The sequence below is a fragment of the Pseudomonas sp. BGA-UO-ETr-WB11 genome (genome assembly GCF_059567785.1).
The window spans coordinates 455,897-477,217 of record NZ_JCAQOS010000007.1 but is presented as its reverse complement, the minus strand read 5'-3'; the positions used below and the strand labels follow the sequence as shown (position 1 = coordinate 477,217).

Sequence of the window (21,321 nt, the reverse complement as noted above, 5' to 3'; positions counted from 1 at the left end):
GCATCAACCGTCCTTCTCGATTTCACAGAGTAGCGGATGCTGGCTCTCCCTCGCGTACTGATTGACCTGCATCGCCTTGGTTTCGGCGATATCGCGGGTGTATAAACCGCAGACAGCACGCCCCTCAGTGTGGACAGCCAGCATAATCTTGGTTGCCTGTTCGCGATTCAGGCTGAAAAAAACCTCCAGCACCTCAACAACGAAATCCATCGGCGTGTAGTCATCATTCAGCAGCAGCACCTTATAAAGAGGCGGTGCCTGCAATGTTGGCTTGGCCTCCTGCACGGCCAAGTCCGATGCATCATCCTCATGCTGGGCGGGATGATCATGATTGAATGTTAGTCGAATCTGGCTGCGTGCATGCATGCTGGAAAGATTGCTTCGCAAGTGGAATAAGCGGGATGTCAGGCAGAGTTTGAACGACTTCGCAGTCGTCTGCCGCATGACCTTGACTAACGGCAAAACAGTGTTACAACAAACTTGTACTCACGCGCTGAGCACGGGTGTGTCGCCTCCTCGCCAAACGGCTGACCGGAGCGCGATGCCAAAATGGATGATACTCCAGTGATGGAGACCTTTGCAGAGGGATATCGGCATGGTTAGCGGCAAGGTCAAGTGGTTCAATAACGCCAAAGGCTACGGGTTCATCCTGGCCGATGGCCGAGATGATGAAGATCTGTTCGCACACTTCTCGGCTATTCAGATGGAAGGCTACAAAACGCTCAAGGCGGGCCAAGTAGTTTGTTTCGATATTATCCAAGGCCCCAAAGGCCTGCATGCGATCAATATCAGCGCACCGGCATCCGTACGCAGCCCGGCTACCATTGCCAGCCCTGCCGCAACCAGTACTATTAATGCCTGAAAAATCCAGGCAATAACCCAATAAAAAAGGCCGATCATATGATCGGCCTTTTTTGTGTTTCGCCCAGCTTACATGTGCGCGATGGTCGCATCACCAAACTGCGAGCAAGACATCAGCTTGGCGCCTTCCATCAAACGCTCGAAGTCGTAGGTCACAGTCTTGGCTGTGATCGCGCCTTCGGTGCCCTTGATGATCAGGTCAGCCGCCTCAGTCCAACCCATGTGACGCAGCATCATCTCGGCAGAGAGAATCAGCGAGCCTGGGTTGACCTTGTCCAGGCCAGCATACTTCGGCGCAGTGCCGTGAGTGGCTTCGAACATGGCAATGGTGTCAGACAGGTTGGCGCCCGGAGCAATACCGATACCGCCCACTTCTGCCGCCAAGGCGTCAGACAGGTAGTCACCGTTCAGGTTCAGGGTCGCGATCACGTCATATTCGGCCGGACGCAGCAAAATCTGCTGCAGCATGGCATCGGCGATGGCGTCTTTAACGACGACGTTCTTGCCGGTGTTCGGGTTCTTGAACTGCATCCAAGGACCGCCATCCAGCAACTCGGCACCGAATTCGTTTTTGGCGATTTCGTAGCCCCAATCTTTGAAGGCACCTTCGGTGAACTTCATGATGTTGCCTTTGTGCACGATGGTCAGCGACTCGCGATTGTTATCAACCACGTACTGCAGCGCTTTGCGCATCAGGCGCTGGGTGCCTTGCTTGGAAACCGGCTTGATGCCGATACCGCAATCCGTATCGAAACGGATCTTCTTGACGCCCATTTCCTCTTTGAGGAACTTAATGACTTTTTCTGCTTCAGGCGAACCTGCTTTCCACTCGATACCCGCGTAGATGTCTTCGGAGTTCTCACGGAAGATGGTCATGTCGACGTCTTGCGGATTTTTCACCGGGCTTGGCACGCCGGTGAACCAACGCACTGGACGCAGGCAAACATACAGGTCGAGCTCTTGGCGCAGGGCCACGTTCAAAGAGCGAATGCCGCCGCCAACTGGCGTGGTCAATGGACCTTTGATCGACACGACATAGTCGCGCACTGCTTCGAGGGTTTCTTTCGGCAGCCAGGTGTCTTGATCGTAAACCTGGGTCGCTTTTTCGCCGGCGTAAACTTCCATCCAGGCAATTTTGCGCTCGCCGTTGTAGGCCTTGGCAACCGCCGCGTCGACGACTTTGATCATCACCGGACTGATATCAATGCCGATGCCATCACCTTCGATAAAAGGGATGATCGGATTGTTCGGTACATTCAGTGACATGTCGGCATTTACGGTGATTTTGTCGCCGCCTGCTGGCACCTGGATCTTTTGGTATCCCATGCTGGACTCCGTTGTTCTCGTGGTCTGACATACCGCTGCGCGGATGGCGCGGCAGATGGATCTTTTGGTCTCGGAAAGGCAAATCATTCTTGTAGTTTTTCTACAAAAAGTCACGCACTTTCCTTTATAAAGCCAACTTCTTACTGCATTGCGACAGCCTAAGACGGGCTATCGGCGTCAGCATGTAGCCAAACTACAAAGCACTACACACTGCAACAAATTGACCCTGATTGAATCTAGCAGCACATCGCACACTTAACCGAGTCTCGCTCCATCATGCCTGTGCGCGCTACCATCAGCGACCCGCCCAAGGAGCATCGCATGCGCTTCACTCCCCACGTCACCGTCGCCACCATCGTTGAAGACAATGGCCGCTTCCTAATGGTTGAAGAGCTCGCCGATGGTCAAGCCGTATTTAACCAGCCCGCCGGACATTTGGAAGCAGACGAAAGTCTCATTCAGGCCGCCCTCAGGGAAACCCTGGAAGAAACTGGCTGGGATGTCGAACTGACCTCGGTGACCGGCATTTACCTGTACACCGCGCCCAGCAATGGCATTACCTATCAGCGCATCTGTTTTGCCGCCAAACCTGTTCGCCACCATCCCGACTTAGCGCTCGACCACGGCATCATTGGCCCGCAATGGCTGACTCGCGAGGAGCTCGCGGCCCAACCCGAGCGCTGGCGCAGCGAGCTGGTCATGCAGTGCATTGACGACTACCTGACTGGCGAACACTTTCCACTGTCCGTGATCCGCTCGCCGCGCTGATCAGCGCAGCCGTGCCGAGCCTGATAGAATCGCCACCTTTATTGCCTTATAGCCGCGCCTGAATACTTATGCCCGATCCAGTCCGTGACACCTCAACACAGCGCGTAATCGTCGGCATGTCCGGCGGCGTCGACTCTTCCGTCTCTGCCTTGCTGCTACTGGAGCAAGGCTATCAAGTGGAAGGCCTGTTCATGAAGAACTGGGAGGAAGACGACGGCACGGACTACTGCACGGCCATGGATGACCTGGCCGATGCTCAAGCGGTATGCGACCGCATCGGCATCAAGCTGCACACCGCCAACTTTGCCGCTGAGTACTGGGATAACGTCTTCGAGCACTTTCTGGCCGAGTACAAAGCCGGACGCACGCCGAACCCGGACATCCTCTGCAATCGCGAAATCAAGTTCAAAGCCTTTCTCGATTACGCCCTGATGCTCGGTGCCGACCTGATTGCCACCGGCCACTATGTGCGTCGCCGCGACATCGACGGACGCACCGAACTGCTCAAGGGCCTCGATCCCAACAAGGATCAAAGCTACTTCCTGCACGCGGTTGGCGGCACCCAGATCGCACGCACCCTGTTTCCGGTTGGTGAACTGGAAAAACCCGCCGTGCGCGCCATCGCCGAAAAATATGAATTGGCCACCGCAAAGAAGAAAGACTCCACCGGCATCTGTTTTATTGGCGAACGGCGCTTCAGCGACTTCCTCAAGCAATACCTGCCCGCTCAACCTGGGGTGATTGAAACCACCGACGGCGAACAGATCGGCCAGCACCACGGCTTGATGTATCACACCATTGGCCAGCGCCAGGGGCTGGGCATTGGCGGAATGAAAGACGCCAGCGACGAACCTTGGTACGTGCTCGCCAAAGACGTCGCGCGCAACGTACTGGTCGTCGGCCAGGGCAACGAACATCCCTGGCTGTTTTCCCGCGCCTTGTTGGCGTCGGAAATATTCTGGGTCAACCCTGTAGACCTCAGCTCGCCCCGCCAACTGACGGCCAAAGTCCGCTACCGGCAAAGCGATCAGCAGTGCACCCTGGAGCAAACCCCCGAGGGCTATCGCGCCGTATTCGACACCCCACAACGCGCCGTCACCCCTGGGCAATCAGTGGTGTTCTATGACGGCGATATTTGCCTGGGTGGCGGCGTGATCGAAACCGCCGAGCCCTGGAGCTTCACGGAGCAGCGCCCATGAGCCCGACCCAGGAGCAATTGATCGCTCTCGGCGCCGTTTTCGAAGCAGCCTTTCTGGTGGATAAAATCGCCAAGAGCGGCCAGGTCAGCGAAGCACCTTTGGGCTGCATGCTCGGCAGCCTGCTGGTACGTGACCCGAAAAACACCCTGGATGTTTACGGCGGCGACGACCTGAACCTGCGCGACGGTTACCGCGCACTGGTCAGCGCCCTGGAGCGCGACCCATCAACCCTGCAGCGTGACTCCTTGCGTTACGCCCTGGCGCTATTGGGCCTGGAGCGCAAGCTGGCCAAGAGAGACGACATGCTGCAAATCATGGGCTCCCGTCTGGACCAGATCCAGCAACAAGTGCAGCACTTCGGCCTGGTGCATGACAACGTGATTGCCGCGTGCGGCGGCCTCTATCAGGACACCCTGAGCACTTTTAGTCAGCGCATTCAGGTGCAAGGTGACATGCGCCACCTGCAGCAACCGAGCAACGCCGCCAAGATTCGCGCCTTGCTGCTAACTGGCATCCGCGCCGCCCGCCTTTGGCGGCAACTGGGCGGGCACCGCTGGCAGTTGGTATTCAGTCGGGGAAAGTTGCTCAACGAACTCCGCCCCTTGCTGCGCGGCTAGGCCCGTGCTGACCCGCAGCGTCAAACCCCTGCAAGGGGCCGCTATGCTGGCGCTGTCGGCCCTGTTGTTTTCGCTGATGGGCGTCGCCATTCGCGAGGTGTCGGTCAGCGTCAACAATGAGTCTGTGGTGTTCTTTCGCAACCTGGTGGGCGTGGTGTTTTTTCTGCCGCTGGTGCTGATCAAAGGCTTTCAGCCGCTACGCACTCAGCGCCTCAAGTCGCACCTGTGGCGCACCACCTACGGCCTGGCGGCAATGTACTGCTTCTTCTACGCCATCGCCCACTTGCCGCTCGCCGACGCCATGCTGTTTACCTACTCGGCGCCCGTGTTCACCCCGATCATCGCCTGGTGGCTGCTCAAGGAGTCGCTCAGCAAACGCATGCTGATCGCCACCTGTATCGGCCTTACAGGCGTGCTACTGGTGGCCAAGCCCAGCGCCGCGCTGCTCGACAGCCAGGCCATGATTGGCCTGGCTGCGAGCTTGCTGGCGGCCTTTGCTTTTGTTTCGATTCGCGAGATGAGCGACACCGAACCTGCTTATCGGATCGTGTTTTACTTCTCTTTGTTCAGCGCTTTGATCTCGGCGATTCCACTGATCTGGGCCTGGCAGCCGCTGCACAGTCATGAACTTTGGTTGTTGCTGATCGTCGGACTGCTGGCCACCACCAGCCAGATTGTCATGTCCAAGGCCTATAGCCTGGCGCCGCCCGGCGTGATCGGACCGTTCGCTTATCTGGCCATTGTCTTCGCCGGGCTGATCGCCTGGTTGCGCTGGGGTGAAACACCGGACAGCGCCTCACTGCTGGGCGCGGCATTGATTTTCTCGGCCAGCCTGCTGTCCATTGCCCGACGGCGCGACTGACGGCAACGCGCCAGTCCGGGCTCAGCTGCATTTTTAATGTATGATATGCGCCCTTTTCGTCGCCCGACTGCCCGAGAACACCCCATGCAGCTTTCCTCGCTCACTGCGGTTTCCCCCGTTGATGGCCGTTACGCCAGCAAAACCAGCGCCCTGCGCCCCATTTTCAGTGAATACGGCCTGATCCGTTTCCGCGTCATGGTTGAAGTGCGCTGGTTGCAGCGCCTCGCCGCCCACACCGGCATTGCCGAAGTGGCGCCCTTCTCAGCCGAAGCCAACGCCTTGCTCAACACCTTGGCCGATAACTTCGAGCTGGCCCACGCCGAGCGCGTGAAAGAAATCGAGCGCACCACCAACCACGACGTAAAAGCCGTGGAGTACCTGCTCAAGGAACAAGCAGCCAAGCTGCCAGAGCTGGATAAAATCAGCGAGTTCATCCACTTCGCCTGCACCAGTGAAGACATCAACAACCTGTCCCACGCCCTGATGCTGCGTGAAGGCCGTGACGGTGTGTTGCTGCCGCTCATGCGCCAAACGGCCGACGCTATCCGCCAACTGGCCGTCAAGTTCGCTGCCGTGCCGATGCTCTCGCGTACCCACGGCCAGCCGGCTTCGCCGACCACTCTGGGCAAGGAACTGGCCAACGTGGTCTACCGCCTGGAGCGACAGATCGCCCAGGTAGCTGCCGTGCCGCTGCTGGGTAAAATCAACGGTGCCGTCGGCAACTACAATGCGCACCTGTCGGCCTACCCGGATATCGATTGGGAAGCCAACGCCAAGCAATTCATCGAAGGTGACCTGGGCCTGCAGTTCAACCCCTACACCACGCAGATCGAACCGCACGACTACATCGCCGAACTGTTCGACGCCATCGCTCGCTTCAACACCATCCTGATCGACTTCGATCGCGATATCTGGGGCTACATCTCCCTCGGCTACTTCAAGCAGCGCACCATCGCTGGCGAAATCGGCTCGTCGACCATGCCGCACAAGGTCAACCCGATCGACTTCGAAAACTCCGAAGGCAACCTGGGCATCGCCAACGCACTGCTGCAGCACCTAGCCAGCAAATTGCCGATCTCGCGCTGGCAGCGTGACCTGACGGACTCCACCGTACTGCGCAACCTGGGCGTGGGTTTTGCCCACAGCATCATGGCGTATGAGGCCACCCTGAAAGGCATCAGCAAACTGGAGCTGAACGAGACGCGCATTGCCGCCGATCTGGATGCTTGCTGGGAAGTGCTCGCCGAGCCGATCCAGACCGTCATGCGCCGCTATGCCATCGAGAACCCCTACGAGAAGCTCAAAGAGCTGACTCGCGGCAAAGGCATCAGCCCGGAAGCCCTGCTGACCTTCATTGACGGTCTGGACATGCCTGCCGCCGCCAAGGCCGAACTCAAGCTACTGACGCCGGCTAACTACATCGGCAACGCCATCGAGCAAGCCAAGCGCATCTAAAGCGCCTGGACGTTTTGCACGCCCGGCAGTGCCGGGCGTTTTTTATTATGGCCATGACCTGGCAAGGACTTAGCGATGAATCCTGACACTCCCATGCAACTACTGGGCGGCCTCACGGCACGCGAGTTCCTGCGCGACTACTGGCAAAAGAAACCCCTGCTGATCCGCCAAGCCATCAGCGACTTCGAGAACCCAGTCTCCCCGGACGAACTGGCCGGCCTGTCACTGGAAGACGAAATCGAAGCACGCCTGGTCATCGAGCATGGCCAGCAACCCTGGGAGCTGCGCCGCGGCCCCTTCACTGAAGATGACTTCAAGGCCCTGCCGGAACGCGACTGGACCCTGCTGGTTCAGGCGGTTGACCAGTTTGTGCCGGAAGTCTCGGAGCTGCTGGAACACTTCCGCTTCCTGCCGAGCTGGCGCATCGACGACGTGATGATCAGCTACGCCGCACCCGGCGGCGGCGTCGGCCCCCACTACGACAACTACGATGTGTTCCTGCTGCAAGCCCACGGCCAACGCCGCTGGAAAATCGGCCAGATGTGCGATGCCGACAGCCCGATTCTGGAACACGCCGACCTGCGCATCCTCGCTGACTTTGCCGAGACCGATGAGTGGGTACTGGAACCCGGCGACATGCTCTACCTGCCACCCCGCCTCGCCCACTTTGGTATCGCCGAGAATGACTGCATGACTTACTCCGTGGGTTTCCGCGCCCCCAGCGCAGCCGAAGTACTGACCCACTTCACCGACTTCCTTGGCCAATTCCTGACCGACGAAGAGCGCTACAGCGATGCCGGCAGCGTCCCCTGCACTGACCCGCACCAAATCCAGCGCGACGCCCTGGATCGCCTCAAAGCCCTGCTCAATGAGCACATGAATGACGAGCGCCTGCTGCTGACCTGGTTCGGCCAATTCATGACCGAGCCGCGTTACCCGGAACTGGTTGCCGGCCCGGAACTGGAAGAAGACGACCTGCTCGCCAGCCTCGAAGATGGCGCCGTACTGGTGCGCAACCCCAGCGCCCGCCTAGCCTGGTCCGATGTTGACGACGATCTGCTGCTATTTGCCAGCGGCCAAAGTCGCCTGCTGCCCGGCAACCTGCGCGAACTACTGAAACTGATCTGCGCCGCCGACGCTCTGCACAGCGACAACCTGGGCCAATGGCTTGCCGACGACGAGGGGCGTAATCTGCTCCTAGAACTGGTCAAACAAGGCAGCCTGGAGTTTGCTGATGAGTGACATCCACGTCCGCATTGCCGATTGGCAAAAGGACCACGCCGCCCTGCGCAGCATTCGCGAGACGGTGTTCATAGCCGAACAAGCAGTGCCGCCGGAGCTGGAATGGGATGCTGACGATGCGAGCGCCGTGCACTTTCTCGCCCTTGAAGGCGAGTATCCGATCGGCACCGCACGCCTGCTACCGGACGGCCATATCGGCCGTGTTTCGGTACTCAAGGACTGGCGCGGCCTGAAAGTTGGCGATGCGCTGTTGCGCGCAGCCATCAGCGAGGCCGAGAAACGCGGCCTGAAGCAGCAAATGCTCAGCGCGCAGGTGCATGCCAGCTCGTTCTATGAGCGCTTTGGCTTTGCGGTCGTCAGCGGCGAATTTCTCGACGCCGGCATCCCCCATGTCGACATGGTGCGCCACAGCCACTGAGGATCGCATGAACAACCACGACGCCCCGCCTCTCAGCACCGACGAGCCCGGCGCCCACGAGCTGCCCGCCATTGAGTTTGAGTCGCCGGGGCGTTTTGCCATCCATAACCCAGCCCAACAAAACAGCCCACCCAGCGAAATCCAGGCGGCCGCCTTTACCCTCGGCGAACACCGCGACCTGCAAGCTTTCAGCACCCCGGAGCAAGCCCGCAGCCACGCCCTAGCGTTGCTGCAACAGGCCCGGCGCCAACTCTGCCTGTACAGCTCCGACCTGGAGCCCTGGCTCTACCATCACAGCAGCATCCAGGAGGCCTGCACCCGCTTCCTGCTGGCCAATCCGAAGAACCAGTTGCGCATTCTTCTACGTGACAGCTCCCGCGCGATTAAAGATGGCCATCGCCTGCTGACCCTGGCGCGCCGTCTGCCCAGCAGTTGCCAGATACGCAAGCTGCATCCGGACTACCCGAACGAAGAAATCACCTTCCTACTGGTCGATAACTGCGGCCTGCTGCTGCGCCCGGAGCTGAGCCAATTTGCTGGCTACGCTCTGTATCAAGACCCCGTACGCAACCGCCAGCGCCTAAGCCAATTCGAACAAGCCTGGGCCACCAGCATCAGCGACGCCGACCTGAGGAGTTTTCTGCTATGACCCTGCGCCCACTGCTGGCCTGCCTGCTCCTGAGCCTGAGCCTCACGACCCAGGCCGCCACCGAAGCCATCGCCCTCAGCTACCGCAGCGCCGACGAAGTGCTCAGCGTCGCCCAATCGGTGCTCGGCAGCGAAGGCCGGGTGAGCGCCTATGGCAACCAACTGATCGTCAACGCCTCGCCCGCCAAGATTACCGAGCTGCGCACTCTGCTCAGCCAACTGGACACCGAGCCCAAACGCCTGCTGATCAGCGTCGATACCCGCGACAGCAGCCAACAAAATGACCGTGGCTATTCCGTCAATGGCTCCGCCAGTGTCGGCAACGTCGAGATTGAAAGCGGTCGTGGAGAAGTTCGCGGTCAAGATCAGGTACGTATCATCCGCCGCAGCACCGACAGTCGCAGTGGCGGCGTCCAGCAGGTACAAGCCAGCGAAGGCTATCCAGCCCTGATCCAGGTGGGCCAGAGCGTGCCGCTGACCAGCACCACCACCGGTCCGTATGGGCAAATCTACAATCAGACCCAGTACCGTAATGTGACCCAGGGCTTTTATGTCACCGCCAGCCTGACCGGCGATATTGTCCACGTCAGCATCAGCAGCAATAACGACAAGCTCAGCCAGAATCACAGTGGCGCCATCGATATCCAGAGCACCGACACCCGTGTCAGCGGCCGAGTCGGCGAATGGCTGACACTGGGCGGTGTCAGCTCAGACAATCAAACCGACCAGAGCGGCTTCCTTCAGCGCCGCAGCACCCAAGGCCAGCAGGACATGACCCTGCGCCTGAAGGTCGAGGTTTTGCCCTAAGCCAAACTGACCGACGAGTCGCCCTGCGCAATTATGTAGTGCAGTGAATTGCGCACTACAAAGCATTTGACGAAGGTTGTTTTCGGGCGCATCATGGCGCCGCTCCCGCTAGCCTGGGGTCCTGTTTAGGGCCTCTGGATCGACGCCAAACACTATTTGACGCGATTCATGTCCAGACCGCCCATAAGGCTGTACGACGAGACTGCGACTGGAACGAAGTTGTCCTGAGGGACGGGGAAGCGTTTTACGTACACAGCTCACTGCAAGATTGCATCACACGGTACCCAACGGTTTCCACGAACCAGCAAGTGCTAGATGTACATTTTGCATGTCGACGCGGTACGTCTCGTCACCCCTCCTCCCAGCTACAACCTTGTCTCGGTCCAAACCTCGGCGTCATGTGGTGAGCAACCCGCAACAATAAACCTTCTTCACACAGGTTTGAGTGGGGAAAGTCGGTGCTCAACCAATACACACTTTGAAGGATTGACCATGTCAGCTTATCAAAACGACATCAAAGCCGTTGCCGCCCTTAAAGCCGCCGCAGGCAGCAGCTGGAGCGCTATCGACCCTGAGTCCGTGGCCCGCATGCGCGCCCAGAACCGCTTCAAAACCGGTCTGGAAATCGCTCAGTACACTGCCGACATCATGCGCAAAGACATGGCCGAGTACGATGCTGACTCCTCAGTCTACACCCAGTCCCTGGGCTGCTGGCATGGTTTCATCGGTCAGCAAAAGCTGATTTCGATCAAGAAGCACCTGAAGACCACCAACAAGCGCTACCTCTACCTGTCGGGTTGGATGGTTGCTGCTCTGCGTTCGGATTTCGGTCCGCTGCCGGATCAGTCCATGCACGAGAAAACCTCGGTTTCCGGCCTGATCGAAGAGCTGTACACCTTCCTGCGCCAGGCTGACGCCCGTGAGCTGGACCTGCTGTTCACCGCTCTGGATGCTGCTCGCGCTGCTGGCGACAAAGTCAAAGCAGACGAAATCCAGGCTCAGATCGACGGCTACGAAACTCACGTTGTACCGATCATTGCCGACATCGACGCTGGTTTCGGCAACCCAGAAGCCACCTACCTGCTGGCTAAGAAAATGATCGAAGCGGGTGCTTGCTGCATCCAGATCGAAAACCAGGTTTCCGATGAGAAGCAGTGCGGCCACCAGGACGGTAAAGTGACCGTTCCTCACGCCGACTTCCTGGCCAAGATCAACGCTGTTCGCTACGCATTCCTCGAGCTGGGCATCGACAACGGCGTGATCGTTGCACGTACCGACTCCCTGGGTGCTGGCCTGACCAAGCAAATCGCTGTTACCAACGAGCCGGGCGACCTGGGCGACCAGTACAACTCCTTCCTGGATTGCGAAGAAGTTTCTGCTGCCGACCTGAACAACGGCGACGTAGTTCTGAACCGTGGCGGCAAGCTGCTGCGTCCTAAGCGCCTGCCTTCCAACCTGTTCCAGTTCCGCGCTGGCACCGGTGAAGCACGCTGCGTACTGGACAGCATCACTTCGCTGCAGAACGGCGCTGACATGCTGTGGATCGAAACCGAGAAGCCGCACGTTGGTCAGATCGCTGGCATGGTTAACGAAATTCGTAAAACCATCCCGAACGCCAAGCTGGTTTACAACAACAGCCCATCGTTCAACTGGACTCTGAACTTCCGTCAGCAAATGTTCGACATCATGGTTAGCGAAGGCAAAGACGTTTCTGCCTACGACCGCACCAAGCTGATGAGCGTTGACTACGACACCACTGACCTGGCTGCTCGTGCTGACGAAATGATCCGTACCTTCCAACGCGACGCTTCGGCTCAGGCTGGTATCTTCCACCACCTGATCACACTGCCGACCTACCACACCGCCGCGCTGTCGACCGACAACCTGGCCAAAGGGTACTTCGCAGAAGAAGGCATGCTGGCTTACGTGAAAGGCGTTCAGCGTCAGGAGATCCGTCAAGGTATCGCTTGCGTTAAGCACCAGAACATGTCCGGCTCCGACATTGGCGATGCTCACAAAGAGTACTTCGCTGGTGAAGCAGCTCTGAAAGCAGGCGGCAAAGACAACACCATGAACCAGTTCAGCTAATAGCGACTGCTTCTGCCCGGCAAAGATCTCGATCCAAGCCAGGCATGGTGTGAGAAAACCCCAGTAGCGATACTGGGGTTTTTCTTTTTCTGCGTTTAACCCCCCCCTACAGGTCGGCACACTTCCTAGCGCCCGCCCTGCATCTTTCGCAAAGCCGACAAAAATGGTCAGCGCCTGGCTATTCACCCCAAGCCGGATATGCTGCATAACTGCAGCCAAGCCTGGCAAACGCTTGCGCACCAAGGGTTTCTTCGACTAAAAGCCTACTAATTACCTCGATAGATAAATTTACTTACCACTCTTGTCGCGGGTAGAATTGCGCAAATTTTTTGACGATCCGTTTTCGTTACCGCACAAGCAGTTACAGCAATCTTGTAACGCTTGGCGCAAGATAGAGCAGGATCGCGAGGGGCAGCATGATGAGCGAAGCCACAAACCTTTTGTCACACAATTGGGGATTTGCGTTCTTTTTACTCGGGGTATTTGGCCTGATCGGCTTTATGCTCGGCGTGTCCAGCCTGCTCGGCAGCAAGGCATTCGGGCGCAGTAAAAATGAACCCTTCGAATCCGGCATGCTGCCCACCGGCGGCGCGCGTCTGCGCTTGTCCGCCAAGTTCTATCTGGTCGCGATGCTCTTCGTGATCTTCGACGTTGAAGCCCTCTTTCTCTTTGCCTGGGCCGTTTCTGTTCGCGAAAGCGGGTGGGCCGGCTTTATCGAAGCTACGCTTTTTATAGCAATTCTGTTGGCTGGCCTTGTCTATCTATGGCGGATCGGTGCTCTTGACTGGGCTCCCGAGAGTCGTCGCAAACGGCAGGCAAAGCTAAAACAATGAGGCTTTGGCGATGCAATACAAACTCACCAGGATCGACCCGGACGCGCCCAATGAGCAGTATCCGATCGGCGAGCGGGAAACCGTAGCCGATCCGCTAGAAGGCCAAGTCCACCGCAACATCTACATGGGCAAGCTCCAGGATGTGCTGAATTCGACGGTCAATTGGGGTCGCAAGAACTCCCTTTGGCCATACAACTTCGGCCTTTCGTGCTGCTATGTGGAAATGACCACAGCCTTTACCGCCCCCCACGATATCGCCCGTTTCGGTGCCGAAGTAATTCGAGCATCGCCGCGTCAGGCTGACTTCATGGTCGTCGCCGGTACCTGCTTCGTAAAAATGGCGCCGATCATTCAGCGCCTTTACGAGCAAATGCTGGAGCCCAAGTGGGTCATCTCCATGGGTGCCTGCGCCAACTCCGGCGGTATGTACGACATTTACTCGGTCGTTCAGGGGGTGGATAAATTCCTCCCCGTGGACGTTTATGTGCCCGGCTGTCCGCCCCGCCCTGAGGCCTTCTTGCAAGCGTTGATGTTGCTGCAAGAGTCCATCGGCCAGGAGCGTCGTCCGTTGTCCTGGGTGGTCGGCGAGCAAGGCGTGTACCGCGCCGATATGCCGTCACAAAAGGAACAGCGCCGCGAACAGCGGATTCAGGTCACCAACCTACGCAGCCCCGACGAAGTCTGACGCGGTCTTTGCACAACAAAGCCCACTCCATTCTTTACGTTGACCGATAGCGACCGAGACTATGACTGCAGACACCGCTCTGTACATCCCGCCCTACAAGGCTGACGACCAAGATGTCGTCGTTGAATTGAACTCGCGCTTTGGCGCAGAGGCATTCACCGCCCAGGAAACCCGTACCGGCATGCCGGTGATCTGGGTTGCCCGCGAAAAACTGGTCGACGTGCTGCGTTTCCTGCGCAACCTGCCGCGCCCCTACGTCATGCTCTACGACCTGCATGGCGTCGATGAGCGCCTGCGCACCCAGCGCCGCGGCTTGCCGGGCGCCGACTTCAGTGTGTTCTACCATCTGATGTCGATCGAGCGTAACAGCGACGTCATGATCAAAGTCGCCCTGTCCGAGAGCGATCTCAGCCTGCCTAGCGTCACCAGCATCTGGCCGAATGCCAACTGGTATGAGCGTGAAGTCTGGGACATGTACGGCATCACTTTTACAGGTCACCCGCACCTGACCCGCATCATGATGCCGCCGACCTGGGAAGGTCACCCGCTGCGCAAGGACTACCCAGCGCGCGCCACTGAATTCGATCCGTACAGCCTGACCCTGGCCAAACAGCAACTGGAAGAAGAAGCCGCTCGCTTCAATCCGGAAGACTGGGGCATGAAGCGCAAAGGCGAGAACGAGGACTACATGTTCCTCAACCTCGGCCCTAACCACCCCTCCGCCCACGGCGCCTTCCGCATCATCCTGCAACTGGATGGCGAAGAAATCGTCGACTGCGTGCCGGAAGTTGGCTACCACCACCGTGGTGCCGAGAAGATGGCCGAGCGTCAGTCCTGGCACAGTTTCATTCCCTACACCGACCGCATCGACTACCTCGGCGGGGTGATGAACAACCTGCCGTACGTGCTGGCCGTCGAGAAACTCGCTGGCATCAAGGTGCCGCAGAAGGTTGACGTCATCCGCATCATGATGGCCGAGTTCTTCCGCATCACCAGCCACCTGCTGTTCCTCGGCACTTACATCCAGGACGTCGGCGCCATGACGCCGGTGTTCTTCACGTTCACCGACCGCCAGCGCGCCTACACCGTAATCGAAGCGATCACCGGCTTCCGCCTGCACCCGGCCTGGTACCGCATCGGTGGTGTCGCCCACGACCTGCCGCGTGGCTGGGAAAAACTGGTCAAGGACTTCGTCGACTGGCTGCCCAAGCGCCTCGACGAGTACGAGAAAGCCGCCCTGCAGAACAGCATCTTGCGTGGCCGGACCATCGGCGTGGCGCAGTACAACACCAAAGAAGCCCTGGAATGGGGCGTCACTGGTGCTGGCCTGCGCTCCACCGGCCTGGACTTCGACCTGCGCAAGGCACGCCCCTACTCGGGCTACGAAAACTTCGAGTTCGAAGTGCCGCTGGCCGTCAATGGCGACGCCTATGACCGCTGCATGGTGCGTGTAGAAGAAATGCGCCAGAGCATCAAGATCATCGACCAGTGCATGAAGAACATGCCGGCCGGCGCCTACAAGGCGGATCACCCGCTGACCACGCCGCCACCGAAAGAGCGCACGCTGCAGCACATCGAGACCCTGATCACGCACTTCCTGCAAGTTTCCTGGGGCCCGGTGATGCCGGCCAACGAATCCTTCCAGATGATCGAGGCCACCAAAGGCATCAACAGTTATTACCTGACGAGCGACGGCGGCACCATGAGCTACCGCACCCGTATTCGCACCCCGAGTTTCCCCCACTTGCAGCAGATCCCTTCAGTGATCCGCGGCAGCATGGTGGCTGACCTGATTGCGTATCTGGGCAGTATCGATTTCGTTATGGCCGATGTGGACCGCTAATCATGAGCCAAAGCAGCCTGATCCAATCCGACCGTTTCGTCCTCAGTGAGGCTGAGCGCTCAGCCATTGAGCACGAATTGCATCACTACGAAGATTCCCGCGCCGCCTCCATCGAAGCACTGAAGATCGTGCAAAAGGCCCGTGGCTGGGTGCCGGATGGCGCGATTGCCGCCATCGGCGAACTGATCGGCATTCCTGCCAGTGATGTCGAAGGCGTTGCCACCTTCTACAGCCAGATTTTCCGCCAGCCAGTCGGTCGCCACATCATCCGTGTCTGCGACAGCATGGTCTGCTATATCGGTGGTCATGAGTCGGTAGTTAGCAGCCTGCAGCAACAACTGGGCATTGGCTTGGGTGAAACCACCCAAGATGGCCGCTTCACTCTGCTGCCGGTGTGCTGCCTGGGCAACTGCGACAAGGCGCCGGCACTGATGATTGACGATCACACCTTCGGTGACGTGCAACCTACCGGCGTGGCCGCTTTGCTGGAGAACTACCCATGAGACTCAGCTCTTTTGGCCCAGCCAACAGCATTGCCCGCAGCGCAGAAACCCATCCGCTGACTTGGCGTTTGCGTGAAGACGCGGCCCCGGTGTGGCTCGCCGAATACCAGGCCAAAGACGGCTACAGTGCCGCCCGCAAAGCCTTGGCGCAAATGTCCCAGGACGAAATCGTCCAAACGGTTAAAGACTCCGGCCTCAAGGGCCGCGGCGGCGCCGGCTTCCCCACTGGGGTGAAGTGGGGCCTGATGCCCAAGGACGACGCACAGAACATCCGTTACCTGTTGTGTAACGCCGATGAGATGGAGCCCAACACCTGGAAAGACCGCATGCTCATGGAGCAGCAGCCGCACTTGCTGATCGAAGGCATGTTGATCAGCGCGCGCGCACTCAAGGCTTATCGCGGCTACATCTTCCTGCGCGGCGAATACGTCGATGCTGCTACCAACCTCAATCGCGCCATTGATGAAGCCAAGGCCGCCGGCCTGCTGGGCAAAAACATCCTCGGCAGCGGTTTTGATTTCGAGCTATTCGTGCACACCGGTGCTGGGCGCTACATCTGCGGTGAAGAAACCGCACTGATCAACTCCCTTGAAGGCCGCCGAGCCAACCCGCGCTCCAAGCCGCCCTTCCCGGCTGCCGTTGGCGTATGGGGCAAGCCGACCTGCGTGAACAACGTCGAAACCCTGTGCAACGTGCCCGCCATCGTGGGTAACGGTGTCGACTGGTACAAATCCCTGGCCCGTGCCGGCAGCGAAGACATGGGCACCAAGCTCATGGGCTTCTCCGGCAAGGTGAAAAACCCCGGCCTGTGGGAGCTGCCGTTCGGCGTCCCAGCTCGCGAGCTGTTCGAAGACTACGCCGGCGGCATGCGCGATGGCTTCAAGCTCAAGTGCTGGCAACCCGGCGGCGCCGGTACCGGCTTCCTGCTTCCGGAACACCTGGACGCGCCCATGTTTGCCGCTGGCATCGCCAAAGTCGGCACGCGTATGGGCACAGGTTTAGCCATGGCGGTCGACGAGAGCATCAACATGGTCTCGCTGCTGCGCAATATGGAAGAGTTCTTTGCCCGCGAATCCTGCGGTTTCTGCACCCCTTGCCGCGACGGCCTGCCTTGGAGCGTGAAAACCTTGCGCGCCCTGGAACGAGGCGCCGGACAACAAGGCGACATCGAAACCCTGGAGCAGCTGTGCAATAACCTCGGCCCTGGTAAGACTTTCTGCGCCCACGCCCCGGGTGCCATCGAGCCTCTGGGCAGCGCGATCAAGTACTTCCGCCACGAGTTTGAAGCCGGTATTGCTGAGCAAAGCCAGGTAAATAAGCTGACGCAACGGGTCGGCGCATAAGAGATTTGCAGCTTGGCGGCCTTTACAAGGCCACGACTGCGACCGTGATTCCATTAGCCACGTCTGCCTTCGGGCGGATAAACGAAGAAAACTGAACCATGGCCACTATCCACGTAGACGGCAAAGCGTTCGAAGTTGACGGTGCAGACAACCTGCTACAGGCCTGTCTGTCACTGGGACTCGACATTCCGTATTTCTGCTGGCACCCCGCCCTCGGCAGCGTTGGCGCCTGTCGCCAGTGTGCGGTCAAGCAGTACACCGACGAAAACGACAAACGCGGTCGTCTGGTGATGTCCTGCATGACGCCGGCCACCGACAACAGCTGGATCGCCATCGACGACGAGGAAGCCAAAGCCTTCCGCGCCAGCGTGGTCGAGTGGCTGATGACCAACCACCCGCACGACTGCCCGGTGTGTGAAGAAGGTGGCCACTGCCACTTGCAAGACATGACCGTGATGACCGGCCACAACCAGCGCCGTTATCGCTTTAGCAAGCGCACCCACCAGAATCAGGAGCTCGGCCCGTTCATCGCCCACGAGATGAACCGCTGCATCGCCTGCTATCGCTGCGTGCGTTATTACAAGGACTACGCCGGCGGTACCGACCTCGGTGTATTCGGCGCCCACGACAACGTCTACTTCGGCCGTGTCGAAGATGGCGTGCTGGAAAGTGAGTTTGCCGGCAACCTCACCGAAGTCTGCCCGACCGGTGTGTTCACCGACAAAACCCACTCCGAGCGCTACAACCGTAAGTGGGACATGCAGTTCTCGCCGAGCATCTGTCACGGCTGCTCCGCCGGCTGCAACATCAGCCCCGGAGAGCGTTACGGCGAAATCCGCCGCATCGAGAACCGCTACAATGGCTCGGTCAACCACTACTTCCTCTGCGACCGTGGCCGCTTCGGCTATGGCTACGTCAACCGTGAAGACCGCCCGCGTCAGCCGTTGCTGGCCAATGGCAATCCGCTGAGCCTGGATACCGCCCTGGACAAAGCCGCCGCCCTGCTCAAAGACCAGCGCGTTATCGGCATCGGCTCGCCGCGTGCCAGCCTGGAAAGCAACTTCGCCCTGCGCGAACTGGTGGGTGCGAACAACTTCTACAGCGGCATCAATGCCGTCGAGTTGAACAACCTGCGTCTGGTGCTGCAGATCCTGCGCGACAGCCCGCTGCCGATCGCCTCGATGCGCGAGATCGAAGAGCACGATGCGGTGTTCGTCCTCGGTGAAGACCTGACCCAGACCGCTGCCCGCATCGCCCTGGCCCTGCGCCAGTCAGTGAAGAACAAAGCGGTGGCCATGGCTGAAGCCATGAAGGTTCAGCCGTGGTTGAATGCCGCCGTACAGAACATTGGCCAGCACGCCCTCAGCCCATTGTTTATCGCCAGCCTGAGCGACACCAAGCTGGATGACGTGGCCGAAGAAACCGTGCACGCCGCCCCGGACGACCTTGCCCGCCTCGGCTTTGCCGTGGCCCACGCGCTGGATGCCAGCTCACCCGCCGTGGCCAATCTCGATCCCGAAGCGGCTGCATTGGCGCAACGGATTGCCGACGCCCTGCTCAACGCCAAGCGTCCACTGATTGTTTCCGGTGCGTCCCTGGGCTCCCAGGCCATCCTGGAAGCCAGTGCCAACATTGCCAAGGCCCTCAAGCTGCGCGAGAAAAACGCCTCCATCAGCCTAGTGGTTGCCGAGGCCAACAGCCTGGGCCTGGCCATGCTTGGCGGCGACGCAGTCGAAGCCGGCCTGCAAAGCCTGATCGATGGCCAGGCCGATGCCGTGGTGGTACTGGAAAACGATTTGTATCGCCGTGCCGACGCGGCCCAGGTGGACGCTGCCCTGCAAGCCGCCAAGGTCTTGCTGGTGCTTGATCACCAGCGCACAGCGACCGCCGCCCGTGCCGACCTGTTGTTCCCGGCCGCCAGCTTCGCCGAAGGCGATGGCACCCTGGTCAGCCAGGAAGGCCGCGCTCAGCGCTTCTTCCAGGTTTACGAGCCGTCCTATTACAAGCCGGAGATTCTGATCCGCGAAGGCTGGCGCTGGCTGCATGCCCTGCACAGCACCCTGCAGCACAAGCCGGTGGACTGGACTCAACTTGATCAGGTAACCGCCGCCTGCGCTGCCAGCAACGTCGAGCTGGCCGGCATCATTGGTGCTGCACCGAGCGCCTCGTTCCGCATCAAGGGCATGAAGTTGGCCCGCGAACCGCTGCGCTACAGTGGCCGTACATCCATGCGCGCCAACATCAGCGTGCATGAGCCGCGCACCCCGCAGGATCAGGACAGCGCCTTCGCCTTCTCCATGGAAGGCTACTCAGGTTCGGCTGAACCGCGTCAGCAGGTGCCATTTGCCTGGTCGCCGGGTTGGAACTCGCCGCAAGCCTGGAACAAGTTCCAGGACGAAGTCGGTGGTCACCTGCGTGCCGGCGACCCTGGCATCCGCCTGATCGAACCCAAGGGCGATGGCCTGAACTGGTTCACCGGCGTGCCCAAGCCATTTGCCCCGGCCGCCGGTCAATGGCAAGTGGTGCCGCTCTACCATCTGTTTGGCAGTGACGAAACCAGCGCCCTGGCCGCACCGATTCAGGAACGCATAGTTCCGGCGTACGTGGCCCTGGCCAAAGCCGAAGCTGACAAGTTGGGCGTCAATGACGGAGCCCTGCTCAGCCTGCAAGTGGGCAGCCACAAGCTGAGTTTGCCACTGCAGATCGATGACAGCCTGAGTTTGGGCGTGATCGGTCTTCCGGTAGGTCTGGCAGGCATTCCTTCGGCCATCTTCGGCACCTTCGCCGAGGCTCTGCAGGAGGCCGCACAATGAGTTGGCTAACGCCCGAACTGCTGGAAATCTTCTTTGCCGTGGTCAAGGCCATCGTCATCCTGCTCGCGGTGGTGATCTGTGGCGCCCTGCTCAGCTGGGTCGAGCGCCGCTTGCTGGCCCTCTGGCAGGACCGCTACGGTCCGAACCGGGTGGGCCCGTTTGGTGCCTTCCAGATCGCCGCCGACATGATCAAGATGTTCTTCAAGGAAGACTGGACCCCTCCATTCGCCGACAAGATGATCTTCACCATCGCGCCGATTGTAGCTTTCAGCACTTTGCTGATCGCTTTTGCGGTGGTGCCGATTACCCCAACCTGGGGCGTGGCGGATCTCAACATCGGCTTGCTGTTCTTCTTCGCCATGGCTGGCTTGACCGTCTATGCCGTGTTGTTTGCCGGCTGGGCCAGTAACAACAAGTTCGCCCTGCTCGGTAGCCTGCGGGCCTCGGCCCAGACCATTTCCTATGAAGTGTTTATGGGCCTGTCGCTGATGGGCGTGGTGATCCAGGCCGGCTCGTTCAACCTACGCGAGATCGTCGAAGCCCAGCACCAAGGCCTGTGGTACATCATTCCGCAGTTCATCGGCTTCTGTACGTTCTTCATTGCCGGTGTGGCCGTGACTCACCGTCACCCCTTCGACCAGCCGGAAGCTGAACAGGAACTGGCCGACGGTTATCACATTGAATATGCCGGGATGAAATGGGGCATGTTCTTCGTCGGCGAATACGTCGGCATCGTGTTGATTTCGGCACTGCTGGTCACGCTGTTCTTCGGCGGCTGGCACGGCCCATTCGATATCCTGCCGCAGATTCCGTTTGTCTGGTTCGCCCTGAAAACGGCCTTTTTCATCATGATCTTCATTCTGCTGCGCGCTTCCATCCCGCGCCCGCGTTATGACCAGGTCATGACCTTCAGCTGGACGTTCTGCCTGCCGCTGACCCTGATCAACCTGCTGGTTACCGCTGCCTTTGTGCTGCTCGCGGCCCCTGGCGCGGTTCAGTGAGGAATATGA

20 protein-coding genes are annotated in these 21,321 nt (G+C 59.3%); 18 read left to right on the top strand and 2 right to left on the bottom strand.

Going from position 1 to position 21,321, the window contains the following annotated elements:
- Positions 1-3: 3 nt before the first annotated feature.
- Complete coding sequence (gene clpS, locus AC56DI_RS12990; RefSeq protein WP_496346521.1) at positions 4-366, bottom strand: ATP-dependent Clp protease adapter ClpS; 363 nt, start codon at positions 364-366, stop codon at positions 4-6.
- Between the two features lie 229 nt (positions 367-595).
- On the opposite strand from clpS, the gene AC56DI_RS12985 reads away from it, so the two are divergent.
- On the top strand, positions 596-862 hold the full coding sequence (locus AC56DI_RS12985; protein ID WP_496346520.1) for a cold shock domain-containing protein: 267 nt from the start codon (positions 596-598) through the stop codon (positions 860-862).
- A 68-nt stretch (positions 863-930) separates the two neighbouring features.
- On the opposite strand, the gene icd is transcribed toward AC56DI_RS12985, so the two are convergent.
- Positions 931-2,187, bottom strand: coding sequence for an NADP-dependent isocitrate dehydrogenase (gene icd, locus AC56DI_RS12980; protein WP_496346519.1), 1,257 nt, complete (start codon positions 2,185-2,187; stop codon positions 931-933).
- A gap of 321 nt (positions 2,188-2,508) precedes the next feature.
- Here icd and AC56DI_RS12975 point away from each other — a divergent pair, with 321 nt between their 5' ends.
- The 17 genes from AC56DI_RS12975 (at position 2,509) to nuoH (ending at position 21,312) form a co-directional block, all read left to right on the top strand.
- Positions 2,509-2,955, top strand: coding sequence for an NUDIX hydrolase (locus tag AC56DI_RS12975; RefSeq protein ID WP_496346518.1), 447 nt, complete (start codon positions 2,509-2,511; stop codon positions 2,953-2,955).
- A gap of 68 nt (positions 2,956-3,023) precedes the next feature.
- On the top strand, positions 3,024-4,154 hold the full coding sequence (gene mnmA, locus AC56DI_RS12970; protein ID WP_496346517.1) for a tRNA 2-thiouridine(34) synthase MnmA: 1,131 nt from the start codon (positions 3,024-3,026) through the stop codon (positions 4,152-4,154).
- Positions 4,151-4,771 carry a high frequency lysogenization protein HflD gene (gene hflD, locus AC56DI_RS12965; protein ID WP_496346516.1) on the top strand — a complete coding sequence of 207 codons (621 nt, stop codon included), beginning with the start codon at positions 4,151-4,153 and terminating at the stop codon, positions 4,769-4,771. Before mnmA ends, hflD begins: the two co-directional genes overlap by 4 nt.
- Positions 4,772-4,814: 43 nt before the next feature.
- Complete coding sequence (locus AC56DI_RS12960; RefSeq protein WP_324517865.1) at positions 4,815-5,633, top strand: DMT family transporter; 819 nt, start codon at positions 4,815-4,817, stop codon at positions 5,631-5,633.
- An 84-nt stretch (positions 5,634-5,717) separates the two neighbouring features.
- A complete protein-coding gene (purB, locus tag AC56DI_RS12955) occupies positions 5,718-7,088 on the top strand; it encodes an adenylosuccinate lyase (RefSeq protein ID WP_496346515.1) in 1,371 nt (456 codons plus the stop codon).
- Between the two features lie 75 nt (positions 7,089-7,163).
- Positions 7,164-8,330 (top strand): ribosomal protein uL16 3-hydroxylase, encoded by a 1,167-nt coding sequence (locus tag AC56DI_RS12950; protein WP_324517426.1) that lies wholly within the window; start codon positions 7,164-7,166, stop codon positions 8,328-8,330.
- The gene (locus AC56DI_RS12945) at positions 8,323-8,748 is read left to right on the top strand and encodes a GNAT family N-acetyltransferase (RefSeq protein ID WP_324517425.1); all 426 of its coding nucleotides are present in this window, start codon (positions 8,323-8,325) and stop codon (positions 8,746-8,748) included. Before AC56DI_RS12950 ends, AC56DI_RS12945 begins: the two co-directional genes overlap by 8 nt.
- Before the next feature lie 7 nt (positions 8,749-8,755).
- On the top strand, positions 8,756-9,397 hold the full coding sequence (locus tag AC56DI_RS12940) for a DUF7931 domain-containing protein (RefSeq protein WP_496346514.1): 642 nt from the start codon (positions 8,756-8,758) through the stop codon (positions 9,395-9,397).
- Positions 9,394-10,203 carry a secretin N-terminal domain-containing protein gene (locus tag AC56DI_RS12935; protein WP_496346513.1) on the top strand — a complete coding sequence of 270 codons (810 nt, stop codon included), beginning with the start codon at positions 9,394-9,396 and terminating at the stop codon, positions 10,201-10,203. Before AC56DI_RS12940 ends, AC56DI_RS12935 begins: the two co-directional genes overlap by 4 nt.
- 492 nt (positions 10,204-10,695) lie before the next feature.
- A complete protein-coding gene (locus AC56DI_RS12930; RefSeq protein ID WP_324517422.1) occupies positions 10,696-12,291 on the top strand; it encodes an isocitrate lyase in 1,596 nt (531 codons plus the stop codon).
- 419 nt (positions 12,292-12,710) lie between these two features.
- Positions 12,711-13,124, top strand: a complete 414-nt coding sequence (locus AC56DI_RS12925) for an NADH-quinone oxidoreductase subunit A (protein ID WP_496346512.1) — start codon at positions 12,711-12,713, stop codon at positions 13,122-13,124.
- Between the two features lie 10 nt (positions 13,125-13,134).
- The gene (locus AC56DI_RS12920) at positions 13,135-13,809 is read left to right on the top strand and encodes an NADH-quinone oxidoreductase subunit B (RefSeq protein ID WP_324517421.1); all 675 of its coding nucleotides are present in this window, start codon (positions 13,135-13,137) and stop codon (positions 13,807-13,809) included.
- Positions 13,810-13,870: 61 nt separating this feature from the next.
- Positions 13,871-15,652, top strand: coding sequence for an NADH-quinone oxidoreductase subunit C/D (gene nuoC / locus AC56DI_RS12915; RefSeq protein ID WP_496346511.1), 1,782 nt, complete (start codon positions 13,871-13,873; stop codon positions 15,650-15,652).
- Between the two features lie 2 nt (positions 15,653-15,654).
- Positions 15,655-16,155, top strand: a complete 501-nt coding sequence (gene nuoE, locus AC56DI_RS12910) for an NADH-quinone oxidoreductase subunit NuoE (RefSeq protein WP_496346510.1) — start codon at positions 15,655-15,657, stop codon at positions 16,153-16,155.
- Complete coding sequence (nuoF, locus tag AC56DI_RS12905; RefSeq protein ID WP_496346509.1) at positions 16,152-17,498, top strand: NADH-quinone oxidoreductase subunit NuoF; 1,347 nt, start codon at positions 16,152-16,154, stop codon at positions 17,496-17,498. The genes nuoE and nuoF overlap by 4 nt, the downstream gene beginning before the upstream one ends.
- A 98-nt stretch (positions 17,499-17,596) precedes the next feature.
- Entirely contained in the window at positions 17,597-20,311 is a 2,715-nt protein-coding gene (nuoG, locus tag AC56DI_RS12900) for an NADH-quinone oxidoreductase subunit NuoG (protein ID WP_496346508.1), read from the top strand.
- A complete protein-coding gene (gene nuoH / locus AC56DI_RS12895; protein ID WP_496346507.1) occupies positions 20,308-21,312 on the top strand; it encodes an NADH-quinone oxidoreductase subunit NuoH in 1,005 nt (334 codons plus the stop codon). Before nuoG ends, nuoH begins: the two co-directional genes overlap by 4 nt.
- The last annotated feature ends 9 nt before the right edge of the window (positions 21,313-21,321 follow it).